The organism is Novosphingobium sp. NPDC080210 (assembly GCF_050281025.1).
Lineage (GTDB): Bacteria > Pseudomonadota > Alphaproteobacteria > Sphingomonadales > Sphingomonadaceae > Novosphingobium.
The window spans coordinates 21,937-35,340 of sequence record NZ_JBNNWL010000002.1 but is presented as its reverse complement, the minus strand read 5'-3'; the positions used below and the strand labels follow the sequence as shown (position 1 = coordinate 35,340).

At 64.9% G+C, this 13,404-nt stretch carries 15 protein-coding genes and 1 pseudogene; 11 read left to right on the top strand and 5 right to left on the bottom strand.

All coding sequences use genetic code 11. The features are described 5' to 3' along the window. Positions 1–84: 84 nt before the first annotated feature. Positions 85–621 (bottom strand): DUF2171 domain-containing protein, encoded by a 537-nt coding sequence (locus tag ACQKOE_RS06080; protein WP_427511987.1) that lies wholly within the window; start codon positions 619–621, stop codon positions 85–87. A gap of 211 nt (positions 622–832) precedes the next feature. Between ACQKOE_RS06080 and ACQKOE_RS06075 the strand changes: the two genes are divergently transcribed. The 3 genes from ACQKOE_RS06075 to ACQKOE_RS06065 all read left to right on the top strand — a co-directional run bounded on the left by ACQKOE_RS06075 (position 833) and on the right by ACQKOE_RS06065 (position 2,581). Next, a complete protein-coding gene (locus ACQKOE_RS06075) occupies positions 833–1,891 on the top strand; it encodes a ribonucleotide-diphosphate reductase subunit beta (RefSeq protein WP_374589676.1) in 1,059 nt (352 codons plus the stop codon). A 33-nt stretch (positions 1,892–1,924) separates the two neighbouring features. Beyond that, positions 1,925–2,215 (top strand): DUF1294 domain-containing protein, encoded by a 291-nt coding sequence (locus tag ACQKOE_RS06070; protein ID WP_427511986.1) that lies wholly within the window; start codon positions 1,925–1,927, stop codon positions 2,213–2,215. Between the two features lie 78 nt (positions 2,216–2,293). Next, on the top strand, positions 2,294–2,581 hold the full coding sequence (locus ACQKOE_RS06065) for a DUF1330 domain-containing protein (RefSeq protein WP_374589674.1): 288 nt from the start codon (positions 2,294–2,296) through the stop codon (positions 2,579–2,581). Between the two features lie 13 nt (positions 2,582–2,594). Here ACQKOE_RS06065 and ACQKOE_RS06060 read toward each other — a convergent pair whose 3' ends face one another. The 3 genes from ACQKOE_RS06060 to wecB all read right to left on the bottom strand — a co-directional run bounded on the left by ACQKOE_RS06060 (position 2,595) and on the right by wecB (position 4,567). Next, entirely contained in the window at positions 2,595–2,939 is a 345-nt protein-coding gene (locus ACQKOE_RS06060; RefSeq protein WP_374589673.1) for a hypothetical protein, read from the bottom strand. Between the two features lie 58 nt (positions 2,940–2,997). Then, on the bottom strand, positions 2,998–3,333 hold the full coding sequence (locus ACQKOE_RS06055; protein ID WP_427511985.1) for a hypothetical protein: 336 nt from the start codon (positions 3,331–3,333) through the stop codon (positions 2,998–3,000). A 94-nt stretch (positions 3,334–3,427) separates the two neighbouring features. Continuing rightward, a complete protein-coding gene (gene wecB, locus ACQKOE_RS06050; protein ID WP_427511984.1) occupies positions 3,428–4,567 on the bottom strand; it encodes a non-hydrolyzing UDP-N-acetylglucosamine 2-epimerase in 1,140 nt (379 codons plus the stop codon). Positions 4,568–4,655: 88 nt separating this feature from the next. On the opposite strand from wecB, the gene ACQKOE_RS06045 reads away from it, so the two are divergent. From ACQKOE_RS06045 to ACQKOE_RS06015, 7 genes are all read left to right on the top strand, one after another. Beyond that, positions 4,656–5,654, top strand: coding sequence for a GDP-mannose 4,6-dehydratase (locus tag ACQKOE_RS06045; RefSeq protein ID WP_427511983.1), 999 nt, complete (start codon positions 4,656–4,658; stop codon positions 5,652–5,654). Positions 5,655–5,693: 39 nt separating this feature from the next. Beyond that, entirely contained in the window at positions 5,694–6,248 is a 555-nt protein-coding gene (gene dcd / locus ACQKOE_RS06040) for a dCTP deaminase (RefSeq protein WP_374589774.1), read from the top strand. A 129-nt stretch (positions 6,249–6,377) separates the two neighbouring features. Next, the gene (locus ACQKOE_RS06035) at positions 6,378–7,550 is read left to right on the top strand and encodes an acyl-CoA dehydrogenase family protein (protein ID WP_427511982.1); all 1,173 of its coding nucleotides are present in this window, start codon (positions 6,378–6,380) and stop codon (positions 7,548–7,550) included. A 71-nt stretch (positions 7,551–7,621) separates the two neighbouring features. After that, on the top strand, positions 7,622–8,134 hold the full coding sequence (locus ACQKOE_RS06030; RefSeq protein WP_427511981.1) for a DoxX family protein: 513 nt from the start codon (positions 7,622–7,624) through the stop codon (positions 8,132–8,134). A 101-nt stretch (positions 8,135–8,235) separates the two neighbouring features. Further along, the gene (locus ACQKOE_RS06025; RefSeq protein WP_427511980.1) at positions 8,236–9,414 is read left to right on the top strand and encodes a saccharopine dehydrogenase family protein; all 1,179 of its coding nucleotides are present in this window, start codon (positions 8,236–8,238) and stop codon (positions 9,412–9,414) included. A 19-nt stretch (positions 9,415–9,433) separates the two neighbouring features. Beyond that, positions 9,434–10,663: an MFS transporter gene (locus ACQKOE_RS06020; protein WP_427511979.1), complete on the top strand. Its 1,230-nt coding sequence runs from the start codon at positions 9,434–9,436 to the stop codon at positions 10,661–10,663. Beyond that, on the top strand, positions 10,660–11,862 hold the full coding sequence (locus tag ACQKOE_RS06015; RefSeq protein ID WP_427511978.1) for an MFS transporter: 1,203 nt from the start codon (positions 10,660–10,662) through the stop codon (positions 11,860–11,862). The genes ACQKOE_RS06020 and ACQKOE_RS06015 overlap by 4 nt, the downstream gene beginning before the upstream one ends. Here the strand turns inward: ACQKOE_RS06015 and ACQKOE_RS06010 are convergent. Beyond that, entirely contained in the window at positions 11,859–12,488 is a 630-nt protein-coding gene (locus tag ACQKOE_RS06010; protein WP_427511977.1) for a TetR/AcrR family transcriptional regulator, read from the bottom strand. The two genes, ACQKOE_RS06015 and ACQKOE_RS06010, sit on opposite strands and share 4 nt — an antisense overlap. A gap of 169 nt (positions 12,489–12,657) precedes the next feature. On the opposite strand from ACQKOE_RS06010, the pseudogene ACQKOE_RS06005 reads away from it, so the two are divergent. Then, positions 12,658–13,395: pseudogene (locus ACQKOE_RS06005) on the top strand (VOC family protein); the annotation flags it as partial. Positions 13,396–13,404: the final 9 nt, after the last annotated feature.

Sequence of the window (13,404 nt, the reverse complement as noted above, 5' to 3'; positions counted from 1 at the left end):
ACAGCCCAAACGCACGGCGCCCCTTCCGCAGGGAAAGGGGCACCGCTCCGCAGGGCTTTCACCCCGCGGTGGGGGAAGGTGCGCTTAGCTGCCGTCGTTGCCCGGAAGCGGACGGGCGCCAGCATGCAGGTGGACCTGGTCGTTCTCGATCCCGGCCACGTCGCTGCACTGGATGTAGTGATGCTGGCCGTCTTCGCTGTCGGCGCGGGTCAGCTTGATGCGTTCGCCGTCGACGGAGTCGACGCGGCCCACCGACTGGCCATCCTCGCCCATAACTTCCATGTGAGTGCGGATCTGGTCGGCGATGCGGCCTTCCGCGCCGCTCTGCCCGGCTCCGAACTGCCCGCCGGACTGTTCGAACTGCTGGGCCTGCCCACTGGCACCGCCCATCGCAGCCTGACGGCCTTCACCGGCCTGGCCCTGTTCGCTGCTCTGGCCCATCGACTGGCCCTGCTGGCCCGCCTGCCCAAAGCCTTCACCGGCCTGGCTGAAGTTCCGGTCGCCGTCCTGCCCGGACTGCCCGAACGACTGCGCACCGTCCTGGCTGCTCTGGTTCTGCTGCCCCATTCCGGTGCCGCTGTGCTGCGAATTGGGCGGGCGGTTGTTTTCGTCCATGGTCATGGGGAATCTCCTGCTGGCGCGGCGCACCGTGCACCCACGCTCGATACCCTACCAACCCTGCGTAATGCCCCGCGTTCCCGCACCTCTGCCCGCTTCGCGCCGGTGCGGGCAGGGGCCGCGCCAAAGCGATTTTCCACCGTTCTTCGCAGTGCTGCCATTCCGGCTGCGCGCCACCACCTTATAGTCTCAGCTTGATTCTCAGGAGCCGTCCATGTCCCTTCTCGAAGCCCGCAAAAGCTACAAGCCGTTCGAATATCCGTGGGCTTATGAGTTCTGGAAGCGCCAGCAGCAGGTCCACTGGATGCCGGAAGAAGTGCCGCTGGGCGAAGACTGCCGCGACTGGGCGCAAAAGCTTTCCGAGCATGAGAAGAACCTGCTGACGCAGATCTTCCGCTTCTTCACCCAGGCCGATGTCGAGGTGCAGAACTGCTATCACGAACATTACGGCCGCGTATTCAAGCCGACCGAAGTGAAGATGATGCTGGCCGCCTTCTCCAACATGGAGACGGTCCACATCGCCGCCTATTCGCACCTGCTCGACACCATCGGCATGCCGGAAACCGAATATTCGGCCTTCCTGGAATACCAGGAAATGGCCGACAAGTGCAGCTACATGCACACCTTCGGGGTCGACAGCGACGAGGACATCGCCCGCACCCTGGCCATGTTCGGCGGCTTTACCGAAGGCATGCAGCTGTTCGCCAGCTTTGCCATGCTGATGAATTTCCCGCGCTTCAACAAGATGAAGGGCATGGGCCAGATCGTGTCGTGGTCGGTCCGCGACGAAAGCCTGCACTGTGAAGGCATCACCCGCCTGTTCCACGCCTTCTGCGCGGAACGCCAGTGCCTGACCAAGGCGGTCAAGGAAGACATCATCGACTGCTGCCAGAAGACGGTGCGCCTGGAAGACGCCTTCATCGACCTGGCCTTTGAAATGGGTCCGGTGCCGGGGATGAGCCCCAAGGAAATCAAGCGCTACATCCGCTACATCGCGGACTGGCGCCTGAGCCAGCTGGGCCTGCCCGCGATCTACATGATCGAGGATCACCCGCTGCCCTGGCTCGCCCCGCTGCTCAACGGGGTGGAGCACGCCAACTTCTTCGAAACCCGCGCGACCGAATATTCAAAGGCCGCGACCAAGGGCAACTGGAACGACGTCTGGTCCAGCTTCGATTCCCGCCGCAAGGCCAAGACCGAAATCAGTGCCGCCAACGAAGCCGGCGACGACGCGCTGGAACCGGGCCTGTTCGGCATCAACGCTGCGGAATAAGGCGTACTTTCGCGCAGTAAGCGGGGGCATGGGATGACCGTGCCCCCGTTTTGCATTGCCGCAGCCCTCGCCGCGATCAACCTCGTGACGCTGGTCCTGTTCGGTATCGACAAGGCCTTGGCGCGTGGTGGTCATCGGCGGGTTCGGGAATCGACGCTGCTGTGGCTGGCGCTGATTGGCGGAACTCCCGGTGCTTACGCAGGGCGGGCGCTGTTCCGGCACAAGACGCGCAAGCAGCCGTTTTCCTCGCGGCTATTGGGCATTGCCGTGTTGCAGGCGGTTGCAATCGGTGCGGTAAGCGCCTGGGTTTTCTTCACGCCCTAGTTCGTTGGGAAGCAGCCTTGCATCCCGGCCAATCCCTCCGCATGATCGCGTCAAACGACATTCAGGAGAGGAAACAACATGAGCGCCTACATCGTCTTCATCAAGGAGCGCGAGCACGACAGCGCCGCCATGGCCGAATATGCGGGCAAGGCCGGAGCGTCGATGGGTGGCCACACGGCCAAGCCGCTGGCCTATTACGGCGCGATCGAAACGCTGGAAGGGCCGGAAGCGGCGGGCTGCGTGATTGTCGAATTCCCGGACATGGACGCCGCCCGCGCCTGGTATCAATCACCCGCCTATCAGGAAGCGCGCAAGTCCCGCTTCCAGGGCGCGGACTACCGGGTGTTCATCACCGCCGGCCTGTAGCCGTTACCCCCGCCTATTCTATCCCGCGGGGGAAGTCGTCTTCCAGCCCCTGCGGGCCGAGGCCGTGTTCGACATCGTCGTCCATCCGCTCGCCGCGATAGGCTCCCATGTCGATCCGACCATCGCGGACCATCTGGTTCATGTGATCGACCACGTCCGGGGTCGAGCCGCTGGCGTCGGCCATGTCCACGCCGCGTGACGGAACGCGCTCGCTTTCCTCGGCATCGGCCAGGGGCGCCCGGCCCAGGGCCTCGTCCGCCAGCGACTGGGCCTGATCGGGCGCGTCATCCTGCGAACGGTTGCGGGCTTCGGGGGCGTCGGAGGAGGAATCGTGATCGGGCGTGCGGTTCTGCGGCATCGGGGGCTCCTGCAAAGGTATGCCCCCTCAACTACCCAGATGGCAGCGCGGTTCCGCGTCAGGCCCGCTGGCCCAGCAGGACCCGGCGAATGTCGCCCTGTTCCCGGTGGAGCAGGATGAGCAGGTATGGCATCAGGAACGTGCCGCCGAGGAAGAACGCCATGATGGCGAGAACCCAGCCCAGCGGGGTCCAGCCGTTGCGCCAACCCGTCCACAGCGCAGAGAGCGCCAGCATGGACAGGAAATCCGCGTTGAACTGGCCCGGCCAATGGCCTGCGGCGATGTCTCCGAAGAATATCGGCAGAAGGCCCAGCCCGTCCCGCCCGATCACGAAAGCGGTATAGACGATCAAGACGGTCCAGGCGGCGATCAGATAGATGCGCAGTGCGTTCATTCGGCCTGCTCCCCCTAGCGGCCGAGCAGAGCGCCCAGCTGCCCCGTCATCATGGCCAGAATGCAACCCAGATCAAGGTCCGGTTTATCGCGGGCTAAGGCAGCTCCCGGGCGATCAGCTCCACGATCCGCCGCGCTGCCTGTCCGTCGCCATAGGGATTGTGCGCGCGGGCCATGCTGGCATGGGCCGCAGGATCGTCCAGCAGCCGCGCGGCTTCGCTGACGATGCGGGCGCTGTCGGTGCCGACCAGCCGCGCGGTTCCGGCGGCAATGCCTTCCGGGCGCTCGGTCGTTTCGCGCAGGACCAGGACCGGCTTGCCCAGCGCGGGTGCCTCTTCCTGGACGCCGCCGCTGTCGGTCAGGATCAAGTCGGATAGGGACAGGAGCCGGACGAAGTGCGGATAGTCGAGCGGCTCGGTCAGCGCGACATTGGCCAGCCGGTCCAGCGCGCGCCGCATGACGGAGCGCACCTGCGGATTGAGGTGCAGCGGAACGATCACCGCCACGTCCTGTCGCAGGGCGAGCGTGCGCAGGGCCTTGGCAATCCCCTCCAGCCCGCCGTCCAGGTTTTCGCGGCGATGGCAGGTAACGGCAAGGATTCGCTTGCTCGCAAACCGTGCGGCCAGAGCGTCCAGCCCGGCGGCCAGCCCTGGCTCCGCCGCGATCCTCTGGCGGACCCAGTGCAGCGCGTCGATCACCGTATTGCCGGCGACATGGACCCGCGGGGCAGGGACATTCTCGGCCAGCAGCGCAGCGCGGTTCGCTTCGGTCGGGGCGAAGTGCAGGCTGGCGATTGCAGCGATGACCTTGCGGTTGACCTCTTCCGGCCAGGGGTGGTGGTTGTCGCCAGAGCGCAGGCCCGCCTCGACATGATCGACCGGAATCTGCCGGTAATAGGCGGCCAGCGCCCCGGCCATGGCCGTCGCCGTATCGCCCTGGACAATCACCCGCGCGGGCCGTTCATGGTCCATGACCCGGCCCAGTCCGATCAGCAGGGCCGCAGTCAGTTCGTCCAGCGACTGGCCTTCGCGCATCAAGCCCAGGTCATGGTCGGGAACCAGCCCGGCGATGTGCAGCACCTGGTCGAGCATCTGGCGGTGCTGGCCCGAAACACAGACCACCGGCGCGAAACGCGGATCGGCGCGCAGGGCGGCGACGACCGGAAACAGCTTGATCGCTTCGGGTCTGGTCCCGAATATGACAAGGAGCTTTTGCGGCGCCGCAGCGTTAGGCATTCAAGAGGGACCCTCATCGCCGGGGGTTTTTGTGCGTGGAACAAGGGCATAGCGCCTATCCACCTAAAATTGTTGGGGAATTTTTGCGATGCGCGTTCTGATCACCGGCGTGGCCGGCTTCATTGGCTCAACCCTGGCCCTGCGGCTGCTGGCGCGCGGCGACAGCGTGGTCGGGATCGACAACCTGAACGACTATTACCAGGTCTCGCTGAAGGAAGACCGGCTGAAGCGGATCAGGGAAGCAGGCGGCAACCGCTTTGCCTTCCACAAGCTGGACTTTGCCGACATGGCGGCGCTGGACGGCGCGCTGCGCGGCGAGGAATTCGACCGGATCGTCCATCTCGGTGCCCAGGCCGGGGTACGTTACAGCCTGGAGAACCCGCAGGCCTATGTCAGCGCCAATCTGGCCGGCCACGTCAACATGCTGGAAATCGCGCGCCATAGGAAGGTGGAGCACATGGTCTATGCCAGCTCCTCCTCGGTCTATGGCGGCAATACGCAGCTGCCCTTCTCGGTCGAGGACCGGGTCGACCACCCGGTCTCGCTCTACGCCGCGACCAAGCGGGCGGACGAATTGATGAGCGAAACCTATGCCCACCTGTTCCGCCTGCCGCTGACCGGCCTGCGTTTCTTCACGGTATATGGGCCGTGGGGCCGCCCGGACATGATGATGTGGATCTTCACCAAGGCGATCCTGGCGGGACAGCCGATCCCGGTGTTCAACAAGGGCGAGATGTACCGCGACTTCACCTATATCGACGACATCGTGTCGGGTGTGATCGCCTGCCTGGACAATCCCCCGGCAGACGACGGCGCGGAAAAGGCGGGCGGCAGCGTCAAGCCACACGCGCTCTACAACATCGGCAACAACCGCAGCGAGCACCTGATGAAAGTGGTCGAGCTTCTGGAGGAATCCTGCGGACGCAAGGCCGAGATCGATTTCCAGCCGATCCAGCCGGGCGACGTTCCGGCCACCTATGCCAATATCGACGCGATCCGCAGCGACCTGGGCTATGAACCGACGACTTCGATCGAGGTCGGTGTCCCCAACTTTGTTCGCTGGTACAGGGAATACCACCGGCTCTGACCTTGTCGAAGGCCGTCAGGTTCGGCAATCAATCGCGCCATGGCGATTCTTTCCGACAAGTGGATCCGCAACGAGGCCCGGCATTCCGGGATGATCGAGCCGTTCGTCGAGCATCAGAAGCGCGACGGGTGCATATCCTATGGCCTGTCGTCCTATGGCTATGACGCGCGGGTGGCGGACGAGTTCAAGATCTTTACCAACGTCCATTCGGCCGTGGTCGATCCGAAGAACTTCGACGACAACAGCTTTGTCGACGTAAAGACCGACGTCTGCATCATTCCGCCCAATTCCTTTGTCCTGGCGCGGACGGTCGAATATTTCCGCATCCCGCGCGACGTGCTGGTGATCTGCCTGGGCAAGAGCACCTATGCCCGTTGCGGCATCATCGTGAACGTCACCCCGCTTGAGCCGGAATGGGAAGGTCACGTCACGCTGGAGTTCTCGAACACCACGCCCCTGCCCGCCAAGATCTATGCCAACGAAGGCGCGTGCCAGTTCCTGTTCCTCAAAGGCGACCAGCCGTGCGAGACGAGCTATGCCGACCGCAGCGGCAAATACATGGGCCAGCGCGGAGTGACCCTGCCCAAGCTTTGATCGCATACGGTCAGCCGCTTTCCTTTTCGTCACCCTGAACTTGTTTCAGGGTCCATCGTTGGGCAAACTCCCCGCCAGCAGGGCAGCACCTGGCAATTCGGCGCTTCGCCGACGGGAGAGAAAGAGACGATGGAAGCACCTTTGTTCGACCAGTGGCGCGCGCGCTCTCCGCATTATGACGAGAGCCACGAGGCGGTCTGCGACACGGTGCGCACTTTCGTCGCGCGGGAAATCACCCCTCATGTCGACAAGTGGGAAGCAGCTGGCGAACTGCCGCGCGACCTGCACCGCAAGGCGGCAGAGGCGGGTATCCTGGGCCTGAACTATCCGGAGGAATTCGGCGGCACCGGCGATGCCTTTACCCTGTTCCACGGACTGGTTCAGACGGAGGAACTGGCCCGCCCCGGCGCGGGCGGCATCTGCGCTTCGCTGATGACCCACGGCATCGGCCTGCCTCCGATCCTGGCCATGGGCAGCGCGGACATGAAGCGCCGGATTGCCCCTGCCGTGCTGGCCGGTGAAAAGCTGATCTGCCTGGGCATTACCGAGCCCGGCGGCGGATCGGACGTCGCCAACCTGCGCACCAAGGCGGAGCGCAAGGGTGCGGCCTATGTGGTGAATGGCGAGAAGACCTATATCACCACCGGGATGCGGGCCGACTATGTGACCCTGGCCGTGCGCACCGGCGGCCCCGGCATCGGCGGCATTTCCCTGCTGCTGGTCGAGCTGGACCGGCCCGGCGTGACCCGCACTCCGCTGGCCAAGATGGGCTGGCACGCCAGCGACACCGCCACGATCCATTTCGACAATGTCGAAGTTCCGGCGGAAAACCTGATCGGTCCGGAAAACGGCGGCTTTGCCGGGATCATGCGCAATTTCAACGGCGAGCGGCTGGGGATGAGCCAGCAGGCCAATGCCTTTGCCCGGATCTGCTTCGAAGACGCGCTGGACTGGGCGCGGCAACGCGAAACCTTTGGCAAGCCGCTGGTGACCAACCAGGTAATCCGCCACAAGCTGGCCGACATGATCCGCCGCATCCAGGCGACCCAGGCCTGGATCGACCAGTGCGCGTGGAACGTGATGCAGGGCAATCCCTTCCCGGGCGATTTCGCGCTGCTCAAGGTCCAGGCCACCCAGACCATGGAATTCTGCGCGCGCGAGGCATGCCAGATCCTGGGCGGGGCCAGCTTCATGCGCGGCAGCCGGGTGGAACGCATCTACCGCGAGGTCCGCGTCATGGCGATCGGGGGCGGCAGCGAAGAGATCATGTTCGACCTGGCGAGCCGGCAGTACCGGTTCTGAAAGCAGGCACATCGGGAACCCACGCCGCCCTCGCGCGCTTCCACGCCTAGAGGACCAGCGGAGTGCCTGCCATGTCGACCATTGCCGCAGTGATCGGACGCATCCTGATAGCCAGCATCTTCATCGCCATGGGCGCAGGCATCATCTCGGACCCGGCCCGGTTTGAACAGACCATCACTTCGGTGGGGATGCCCGCTGGGCTGGCCCTGCCGGTCGGCGCGTTCGAAGTGATTGCGGGACTGTGCATCGCCCTGGGCCTGATGACCCGGCTGATGGCGATCCTGCTGTTCGTCTTTGTCGGCCTGGTCGCGCTGATGTTCCACTTCCGGCCAGGAAGCCCCGAAGCCTTGACCATGCTGCTGTTCGACCTGGCGATCATGGGCGGCCTGCTGATGATCTTTGCCCACAGCCAGATGTGGTGGAGCGTGGACGCAATGCGGCGCGACCGGCGCGGCGAGCGGCTGGCGCGCGAGGCAGAGGAGCGCGCCCACGCCGCCGAACTGCGCGCCGCCCATGCCGAAGGCGCAGCGGAGGCACTGCATCCGCCGCGTGACGCCCCCCGCCCGCGCCGCCGCTGGTGGTAAGCCTGCCGTAGCGTCACCTTAAATCAGTTCGACATTGCCACTGGATTGTGGCCTTCTTCGTCCATGCCCGGCACAAGATTCGGGGCCATGGAGAGACTTGCATGACTGCCAAGGCAGACCGCCCGTACGATATCGTCGTCTATGGTGCGACCGGCTATACCGGCCGCCTCGTCGCTGAATACCTTGCCCATCACTATCAGGGGAAAGGCCCGAAATGGGCCATGGCGGGCCGCTCTGCCGCCAAGCTGGCCGAAGTGCGCGACCTGATCGGCGCCCCGGCAGACACCCCGCTGATCACCGCAAATTCGGACGATCCGGCCAGCATGAAGGCGCTTGCTGAAAGCACCCGCGTGGTTGTCACCACGGTCGGCCCGTATCAGCTCTATGGCGAACCGCTGCTGAAGGCCTGCGTCGAGGCCGGGACCGACTATGCCGACCTGTGCGGCGAACCGGCCTGGATGCGCCAGATGATCGACCAGTACCACGAAGCCGCCAAGGCTTCGGGCGCGCGGATCGCCTTCTCGTCCGGGTTCGATTCGATCCCGTTCGATCTGGGCGTGTTCATGCTGCAAAAGGAAGCCAAAGCGCGCCACGGCAGCCCCGCCCCGCGGGTGAAAGGCCGGGTGCGCGGCATGCAAGGGACGTTCTCTGGCGGGACGGCGGCCAGTCTGACCGAGACGATGAAGGCCGTTGCCAAGAACCCCAAGCTGATCGCGATCCTGCAAAGCCCGTTCGGCCTGACGCCCGGCTTCGAAGGGCCGTCGCAGCCGCTCGGCCTGGTCCCGGAGTATGAGGAAAGCGAAGGCAAGTGGGCCGCGCCGTTCATCATGGCGACGATCAATACCAAGAACGTCCACCGCACCAATTTCCTGCTCGGCCACCCCTATGGCGCGGACTTCAAATATGACGAGATGGTGCTGACCAGCGCGGGCGAGGTTGGCCAGAAGCTGGCTCATGGCATGACCGAAATGCTGAAGAACCCGTTCGGCGCCAAGCCGCCCAAGCCCGGCGAAGGACCCAGCAAGGAAGAGCGTGAGAACGGCTTTTACGACGTGCTGTTCATCGGCGAATGGCCGGACGGCAAGACCATCCGCTATGGCGTGAAGGGCCGCTATGATCCGGGCTATGGCTCGACCAGCCGGATGATCGCCGAAACCGGGATTGCCCTGCTTAATTGCAAGGCTGAGGGCGGAATCTCGCTGCCCGGTGCCCTGCTGGGCGAAGCCTTGGTCAAGCGCTTGCAGGACCATGCGGAAATCACTTTCGCGGTAGAGGAATAGCAGGCGGCAGGCCCTGGCGATGGCACTGTCGCCGTCCGCAATTCCGGACGAATTCCGTCACGGCTGGCGCATTGTCCTGGCCTGCTCGATTGCGGCAGGCACGGGCATTGCGCTGGTCTTCATGAACTTCTCGATGTTCATCGTGCCGCTGTCGCAAGATCTGGGCGTTTCGCGCGGGGATCTGGGCGCGGTCCAGGCGATGATCATTACCGCCGCGATTGGCGCGCCGGTGATCGGGCGGCTGACGGACGTGCTGGGCGTGCGGCGGGTCTATTTCGGCTGCACGCTGATCGTGGCGGCAATCCATGTGCTGATCGCGCAATATGCATCGAGCATCTATCACATGGCCGCATCGACCGCGGCGCTCGGTTTCCTGGGGATCGGTTCTACCGCCGTAGTCCTCACCCGGCCCATCAATGCCCATTTCCGAGAACACCGGGGCATGGCGCTGGGCCTGATGGCGGTGGGCATCTCGGTCGTCAGCATGATCGCGCCGCCCGTGCTGCAATGGGTGCTGGATACCTGGTCCTGGCGCGCGGGCTTTCTGGGGATTGGCGCGGCCTCGGTGTTCATCGGCATTCCCGCCGTTGCCCTGCTGCTCCCGGACAGTGGCCGCGCGGGGAGCGGGATCGGTGCGAAAGAGCCCGCCGCGCCAGCCGACCGGCGGTTCCTGCGCGAACGGGATTTCTGGCTGCTGACCATGTCGCTGATCATGATGAGCCTGGCCACGGCGGGGACGATCAGCCAGCTTGCCCCGATGATCCAGGACGAAGGCCTGGACGCCTCGGTCGCAGCCTTGGCCCTGTCATTCTTTGCGGGCGGGCAGTTCATCGGCAGGCTGGGGGGCGGCTGGCTGCTCGACAAGTTCGAACCGCGCCGGGTGTCGTTCGCGCTCACTCTCGCTCCGGCGCTCGGTTTCATCATCCTGCTCAGCACCTCGGGCATGGTGCCCGCCGCGCTGCTCGCTGCCGCGATCATCGGCCTGCAACAGGGGGCAGAGCTGGACATCTTCGCCTATTTCGTCGGGCGCCGGTTTGATGTCGCGCGCTATGGCACGATCTATGGCGCGCTGGTCGGGCTGGGCTGGATCGGCAACGTCGGCGGCCTGCTGGGCATGGGCAAGATCTATGACCTGTTCGGCACCTATGCTCCGGGGCAGGCCCTGGGCATCGCGGCGCTGGTCATTTCCGCCCTGCTGGTGCTGATGGTCCGCCTGCCTGAACCAGCCGAGAAGGCCCAAGCCACGTGACTGCAACCGCACCGGAAAGCGAATGGACAATAGGCTGGCGCATCGTCGCCAGCATGGCCGTCGCCAATGCCACCGGCATCGCGCTGATGTTCTATACCTTCTCGATGTTCCTGATCCCCATTGCCCAGGAACTGAACCTGTCACGCGGAGAGATCGGGCTGGTCCAGGCCCTGATCATCACCGCCGCCATCGGTGCGCCGGTCGTGGGCCGGATGGCCGATACGATGGGTTTCCGCCCGGTCTTCACCGGTGCGATCCTGATTTTCACCGCGATTGAGCTGTTGCTGGCCTGGACGGTCGACAGCTTGGCGGGATTGGCGATTGCTATCGCCTTGTCCGGCCTGATCGGCGGCGGAGCATCGGCGGTCTTGCTGACCCGCCCGATCAGCGCGCACTTTCGCCAGCATCGCGGCAAGGCGCTGGGGCTGGTGGCTGCCGGTTCGTCGATTTCCAGCATATTCGTGCCGCCGTTCCTGCATGAAGTCATTGCGATCGAGGGCTGGCGGACTGGCTTTGTCGCCCTGGCGCTGATTGCCTCAGTCATCGGCCTGCCGCTGGTTCTGGCCCTGCTGCCGCGCAGTGCCGCCGTGGCGCGCTCCGGCCCGGTGGCCAGCGGGATCGGGGCGACGCGGCCCTCGTTCCTGAAAGAGCGCGACTTCTGGCTGCTGGTCGGGGCGAACGTGCTGGCCACGATCAGCATTTCGGGGACGATCAGCCAGCTATCCCCCATGGTTCAGGATGAACGCCTTTCCGCCCAGACCGCCGCCTTTGGCCTGTCCCTGTTCGCAGCGGGGCAGTTCGCGGGAAAGCTGTTCGGCGGCTGGGCGCTTGACTGGTTCGAGCCGCGCCGCGTGGCCGTGGCAATGACCGTGCTGCCGGCCACGGGCTTCCTGATCTTCCTGGGCGATACCGGCCTGACCTGGCCGATCCTCCTGGCCTGCGCGATGATCGGCCTGCTGCAAGGTGCAGAGGTCGATATCTTCGCCTACTTCATCGCCCGCCGCTTTGACATTGCCCAGTACGGCACGATCTTTGGCGCGCTGCATGGCTTTGGCTGGATCGGGACCGCGCTGGGCATCACCGCCTTCGGCTTCACCTTCGACGCTTTCGGCAGCTACGCCCCGATCCAGTTGGGTGCGGTCGCGCTGCTGGTGCTTTCGACCTTCCTGTTCCTGCCGATCAAGCTGCGCGAGGTTTAAAGCGCCCCTGCCACTTCGCTGGCCGTGCGCACGGCGCGCTCTTGCGGAACGCCCAGCCCGGTCAGGCCCAGGACAAGCATTTCACGCAGCCGCTCCGCCGCTTCGGCGCGCGGCAGTTCCCGCTCCACCGCGCCCAGTTGCAGAATCTGGCACAGCCCCAGCCAGAAGCGCACGCCGCTGCGCTCTGCTTCGGGCCGGGTCAGACCCGCCGCTGCCAGAGCCGCCACATCGGCGCGAATGCCCTGGTTCAGCCGGTCACCCAGCCCAGTCGAAAGTTCCAGCCCGCGCAGCATGACAATGGTCCGCTTGCGCTCGGTCAGAGCGAAGTCCAACGCGACGCGCATCCCCCCTGCCAGCCGCGCCACGGGATCGGTCACGCCCGTGTTTGCCGCGCCGACGCGCAGCTCCAGATCCGCCCTAACCGCAGCGCCCAGTTCGGCGGCGAAGCCAGCCTTGTCGGCAAAGTGGTTGAAGAAACTGCCCTTGGCCACGCCGGCGCGGGCAACAATGTCATCAATCGCAATGGCATCGATTGGGCGGTCGGCCAGCAATTCAAACCCCGCCGCCAGCAAGGCCGCGCGGGTGCGCGCTGCACGGGGACTCAGTTGGTGCGCCGGTTCGCTCATGCAATCTGCCATAGCCCAGTTGACCGAATGGTCAATTGCCCTTACTTGACCATTTAGTCAGAAACGAATCGGCACCGACCGGATCGACAGGGAGAGGACACCGCAAGTGAGCGTGATCCGCATCGAAGACATTGCCCACGTGCGCTATGCCGCGCCCGACCTGCAGGCGATGCGCGAATTCCTCGACGATTTCGGCATGGAAACCTTTGAAGAGGCGGGCCGCCTTTACGGCAAGGGCAGCGATGGCCGCCCCTTCATCCATGTGACCGGGCCGGGTGAAGCCCGCTTCCTGGCCTTGGGGCTGCGCGCGGAAAGCCTGGCCGATCTGGAAACCCTGGCCGCGCATGAAGGCGTTCCGGTCGAACCGCTGGCCGAACCCGGCGGCGGCAGCGTGGTTCGTCTGACCGATCCCGATGGCTACCGCGTCGAAGTGGTCGCTGGACAGGCCAAGGCCGAACCCGCCCAGCCCTTTGCCGACCAGCCCTTCAACACCGCCACGGCCAAGCCGCGTCTGCGCCAGATGGTCCGGCTCGATCCGGCCCCGGCCCATGTCCGCCGGATCGGCCATGCGGTACTGAAGGTCAGCGACTTCCGCCGCTCGGAAAAGTGGTACAAGGACCGCTTCGGCTTCCTCACCTCAGACGAGGTGGAAGCGGCGAGGGACGTGCCGCTGGGCGCTTTCATGCGCTGCGACCGCGGCGATAAGCCCGCTGATCACCATACTCTGTTCCTGGCGCAGCTTCCGGGCAAGCTGGACATCCTCCACGCCGCTTTCGAAGTGGCCAATCTGGATGACCTGATGCTGGGCCACCAGCACCTGAAAGCCAGGAAGCGCAAGGCCGCCTGGGGTGTGGGCCGCCATATCATGGGCAGCCAGGTGTTCGATTACTGGAAAGACCCCTTCGGCAACGAGCTG

Excerpts from the sequence above, each read along its gene's own strand:
- ACQKOE_RS06080 (WP_427511987.1), bottom strand. The coding sequence starts at position 621 with ATGACCATGGACGAAAACAACCGCCCGCCCAATTCGCAGCACAGCGGC.
- ACQKOE_RS06075 (WP_374589676.1), top strand. The coding sequence starts at position 833 with ATGTCCCTTCTCGAAGCCCGCAAAAGCTACAAGCCGTTCGAATATCCG.
- ACQKOE_RS06070 (WP_427511986.1), top strand. The coding sequence starts at position 1,925 with ATGACCGTGCCCCCGTTTTGCATTGCCGCAGCCCTCGCCGCGATCAAC.
- ACQKOE_RS06065 (WP_374589674.1), top strand. The coding sequence starts at position 2,294 with ATGAGCGCCTACATCGTCTTCATCAAGGAGCGCGAGCACGACAGCGCC.
- ACQKOE_RS06060 (WP_374589673.1), bottom strand. The coding sequence starts at position 2,939 with ATGCCGCAGAACCGCACGCCCGATCACGATTCCTCCTCCGACGCCCCC.
- ACQKOE_RS06055 (WP_427511985.1), bottom strand. The coding sequence starts at position 3,333 with ATGAACGCACTGCGCATCTATCTGATCGCCGCCTGGACCGTCTTGATC.
- wecB (WP_427511984.1), bottom strand. The coding sequence starts at position 4,567 with ATGCCTAACGCTGCGGCGCCGCAAAAGCTCCTTGTCATATTCGGGACC.
- ACQKOE_RS06045 (WP_427511983.1), top strand. The coding sequence starts at position 4,656 with ATGCGCGTTCTGATCACCGGCGTGGCCGGCTTCATTGGCTCAACCCTG.
- dcd (WP_374589774.1), top strand. The coding sequence starts at position 5,694 with ATGGCGATTCTTTCCGACAAGTGGATCCGCAACGAGGCCCGGCATTCC.
- ACQKOE_RS06035 (WP_427511982.1), top strand. The coding sequence starts at position 6,378 with ATGGAAGCACCTTTGTTCGACCAGTGGCGCGCGCGCTCTCCGCATTAT.
- ACQKOE_RS06030 (WP_427511981.1), top strand. The coding sequence starts at position 7,622 with ATGTCGACCATTGCCGCAGTGATCGGACGCATCCTGATAGCCAGCATC.
- ACQKOE_RS06025 (WP_427511980.1), top strand. The coding sequence starts at position 8,236 with ATGACTGCCAAGGCAGACCGCCCGTACGATATCGTCGTCTATGGTGCG.
- ACQKOE_RS06020 (WP_427511979.1), top strand. The coding sequence starts at position 9,434 with ATGGCACTGTCGCCGTCCGCAATTCCGGACGAATTCCGTCACGGCTGG.
- ACQKOE_RS06010 (WP_427511977.1), bottom strand. The coding sequence starts at position 12,488 with ATGAGCGAACCGGCGCACCAACTGAGTCCCCGTGCAGCGCGCACCCGC.